The following is a 3,744-nucleotide window of genomic DNA, read 5'->3' as shown; positions in this document are numbered from 1 at the left end:
CCCGCGCGTGACGTCCTGGACCGCGTCCCGGCCCTCGTCGCCCTCGTCCACGGCCCCGACCACCGCATCGGCTACGTCAACGACGCCTACACCACGGCCTTCGGCACCCGCCCCGCCGGCGTCCCCGCCCGCGACGCCCTGCCCGAACTCGCCGAACTGGGCCTGCTCCCGCTGCTCGACCAGGTGCTGCGCAGCGGCAGATCCCGCACCCTGAAGTCCCGCAAGGCCCTCGACGGCCGCTCGTACACCTTCACCTGCACCCCCGTCGCGGAGGACGGCGACCGGGACGCGGGCGTCCTCGTCTTCGCCACCGACGTCACCGATCACGCCGAGGCCGCCGAACGCCTGCGCGCCAGCGAGCGCCGCCAGCGCGAGACGGCCGTCACCCTCCAGCGCTCCCTGCTCCCACAGGAACTGGAACAGCCCGACGACCTGCGCATCGCCGCCACCTACCAGCCCGGCGGCACCGAGGCCGCGGTCGGCGGCGACTGGTACGACGTGATCACCCTCGGCGGCGGCCGGACCGCCCTCGTCATCGGCGACGTCATGGGCCGCGGGGTGCGCGCCGCCGCCGTCATGGGCCAGCTCCGCACGGCCGTCCGCGCCTACGCCCGCCTCGACCTGCCCCCGCACGAGGTGCTCCAGCTGCTCGACGGCCTCGCCGCCGAGATCGACGCCAACCAGATCGCCACCTGCGTCTACGCCATCCACGACCCGAACGAGGGCCGCCTGGTGTACGCGTCGGCCGGCCATCTGCCGATCCTGGTCCGCGACGAGAACGGCGTGGTCTCCCGAGCCGACGAACCCACCGGCCCGCCGCTCGGCACCGGCGGCTGGATGCACTCCTCCGGCTGCGTCGCCCTCGGCCCCGGCGCCACGGCCGTCCTCTACACCGACGGCCTGGTGGAACGCCGGGACGCCGACCTGGACGAGGGCATCGCCGCGCTCGAAGGCGCCCTCGCCGGCGCCACCGGCACCCCGCAGGTCGTCTGCGACCGCCTGGTCCGTTCGGCCGGCGTCACCGCCGACCACGACGACGACGTGGCCGTCCTCGTCCTCCAGCACCCGGCGCGTACGGGCCCCGACGGCGATCTCTTCCGCAACGCCGCCCTGGAACTCCTCGGCGGCGTCGAGGCGGCACCCCGCGCCCGGGCGTTCGCCTCCGGCGTGCTGACCAGCTGGCGCTTCCCCGCCGAACTGCACGACCTCGGCGTCCTCGCCGCGAGCGAGCTGGTCGCCAACTCCCTCCAGCACGGCATCCCGCCCATGCGGCTGCGCCTGCGCCGCACCGACCGCCGCCTGATCATCGAGGTCACGGACGGCGACGACCACCTGCCGCGCCGACGGCGCGCGGAACCGGGCGACGAGTCCGGCCGGGGCATCGCCATCGTGGCGACGATCGCCTCCAGCTGGGGCTGCCGCCGCACACCGGGCGGCGGCAAGGCGGTGTGGTGCGAGTTCGTCCTGCCGAAGGGGTGAACGCCCGCACCCGCGGGACGCCACCCGGCGAACGCGGTCTACGCCTCGGCGGTGACCGGCTCCGCGGCCGCCTGGCCCCGGCTGACCACCCGGCTCTCCCGGCCCGTCCACGGCCGGTCCTGCACCGCGGTCAGGCGCCGCCCCAGCCGCAGGGCCAGCACGGTGATCGACAGCGAGAACAGCAGGAAGGTCACGATGTACGGCGCGTGCAGGGAGGCGCCCAGCGGGCCGCCCACCGCCGGACCGACCGCCAGCGCCAACTGCTTGACCAGCGCGAACGCCGAGTTGTACTGACCGGCCAGCCCCTCCGGCGCCAGATCGGCGACCAGCGGCGCGACCGTCGGCGACAGCATCGCCTCACCCAGCCCGAACAGCGCGTACGTCGACACGAAGGCGGCCGTGGCCATCTCCTGGCTGCCGTGCCCCAGCCCCGCGTACCCGGCCGCCAGCCATGCGACGGCCCAGATCAGGCCGACGGCGGCGATGACCCGGGACCGCCGGCGCCGCTCCACGAGCCGCAGCACGGCGAACTGGGCGACCACGATCAGCAGTGTGTTCGCGGCCAGCGCCGTTCCCAGCGCGGACGTGGATATCCCGGCCGCCTCCACGCCGTAGGCGCTCAGACCCGACTCGAACTGGCCGTAACAGGCGAAGAAGAGCACGAAGCCCAGCACGCACAGCTGCACCATCGCCCGGTTCCCGAGCAGCTGCTTCCAGGCGCCCTTGGCCGACCCCGCCGGGGCGTCCGCCATCCGGGGCGAGTGCGGCATGCGCACGGTCGCCATCACCACGACCAGCAGCAGGAACATCAGCGCCTCGATCGCGAACAGAAGCGTGAACGAGGACACGCGCGTGGTGTCGACCAGATGACCGCCGATGAGGCCGCCGACGCCGAGCCCCAGGTTCTGCAGGAAGAACTGCATCGCGAACGCGCGCGAGCGGGTGTCCGCAGAGGAGCAGTCCACGATCATCGTCGCCAGCGCCGGCTGCATCACGGCCTGACCGGCGCCGAGCGCGGCGGCGGACAGCAGCACGGTCGCGGCACCGCCCGCCAGACCGAGGCTCAGCGCGCCCAGAGCGGCGAGGACCAGGGCGGCGAGCAGGACCGGCAGCGGGCCGCGCCGCACGATCGCCCGGCCGGCGAACGGCAGGACGATCAGCGCGGCCACGGCGAAGACGGCGAGCACGAGTCCCGCCGTCATGGCTCCCAGTCCCCGCACCTGCGCCACATAGACGTACAGGTACGGGACGGTGAAGCCGAGCCCGAACGCGCTGAGTGCGTTGCCCACGTGGATCCGGCGCATCGCTGCGCCCATCGCCCTGGTCACGTTCACCTCTCTCACTAGTTAGATCTGAAGACTTCAAAGCTAAAGTTCGAAGCTAAAGAGTACACAGTGAAGGACTTCAAGGCAAAGGGCTCGCGTGCGATACTGCGGCCATGGCCGACACCCGCGGCGTCACGGAGCCGACACTCGAAGAACAGATCGCCGCGTACCAGCGCGAGTTCCAGGACCTGGACCCCCAGGTCGAGAAGATCGTGTCGGCGCTGTCCCGGCTGAACCGCCGGATGAACGTCGCGTACGGCCGCCAGACCGCCGCCCTCGGCATAAGCAACGCCGAGTGGGAGGTCCTCAAGGCGCTGGTCCTCTCCGGTGCGCCCTACCGCATGGGCCCGAGCGACCTGGCCAAGCGGCTCGGTCTCACCCCGGCCGCGATGACCCACCGGATCGACCGCATGGTGGCCGAGGGTCTGGTCACCCGGGAGCGGGACGAGTCCAACCGGGTGCGCGTCATCGTGGAGCTGACCCCGGAGGGCCGCGAGAAGTGGCTGGAGGCCATGCGCCTGGCGACGGTCTTCGAGGAGGACCTGCTCCAGGACCTCACACCCGCCGAGCGCGCGGTGCTCGGCGAGGTCCTGACCCGGCTCCTGCGCCGGGTGGAGCACGCACAGCCGGACGCCGGCGGCCGGCTCACCGACCTGGACTGAGACCGGGCCCCGGGCCCGGGAAAAGATCTTGACAGGGGGTGTTGACACGCCCCTGGTCGATCCGTAAAGTTCTTCGGGTTGCCGCAGAGCCGTAACGGTTCTCCGACGACACTCCGCCGCCTCGAGCGGCACCCTCACACCACCAGCACGATCTCCCGTACGGGTTGATTTCGGCGTGCCCGAATTCAATTCGAATACGGGCCCGGCGCCCCGATTGGGAATCGCCGGGCGGATCCGCTAAGGTTTGAGACGTCGGAACGGCCCAACAGCCGGGAAGA

Annotated in this window: 3 protein-coding genes; 2 read left to right on the top strand and 1 reads right to left on the bottom strand. The window is 72.3% G+C overall.

Going from position 1 to position 3,744, the window contains the following annotated elements:
- Positions 1–1,479, top strand: a 1,479-nt coding sequence (locus H5J33_RS26960; RefSeq protein ID WP_181797446.1) for a SpoIIE family protein phosphatase, incomplete at its 5' end; no start/stop codon positions are given.
- A 38-nt stretch (positions 1,480–1,517) separates the two neighbouring features.
- On the opposite strand, the gene H5J33_RS26955 is transcribed toward H5J33_RS26960, so the two are convergent.
- Positions 1,518–2,783 carry an MFS transporter gene (locus tag H5J33_RS26955; RefSeq protein ID WP_181797447.1) on the bottom strand — a complete coding sequence of 422 codons (1,266 nt, stop codon included), beginning with the start codon at positions 2,781–2,783 and terminating at the stop codon, positions 1,518–1,520.
- A 134-nt stretch (positions 2,784–2,917) separates the two neighbouring features.
- On the opposite strand from H5J33_RS26955, the gene H5J33_RS26950 reads away from it, so the two are divergent.
- Positions 2,918–3,466, top strand: coding sequence for a MarR family winged helix-turn-helix transcriptional regulator (locus H5J33_RS26950; protein ID WP_181797445.1), 549 nt, complete (start codon positions 2,918–2,920; stop codon positions 3,464–3,466).
- The last annotated feature ends 278 nt before the right edge of the window (positions 3,467–3,744 follow it).

It is taken from the genome of Streptomyces sp. WELS2, assembly GCF_013870595.1.
In the GTDB taxonomy this organism is placed as follows: Bacteria; Actinomycetota; Actinomycetes; order Streptomycetales; family Streptomycetaceae; genus Streptomyces.
Note: the sequence above shows the minus strand (reverse complement) of the source record. Positions and strands in the feature narration are given on the sequence as shown.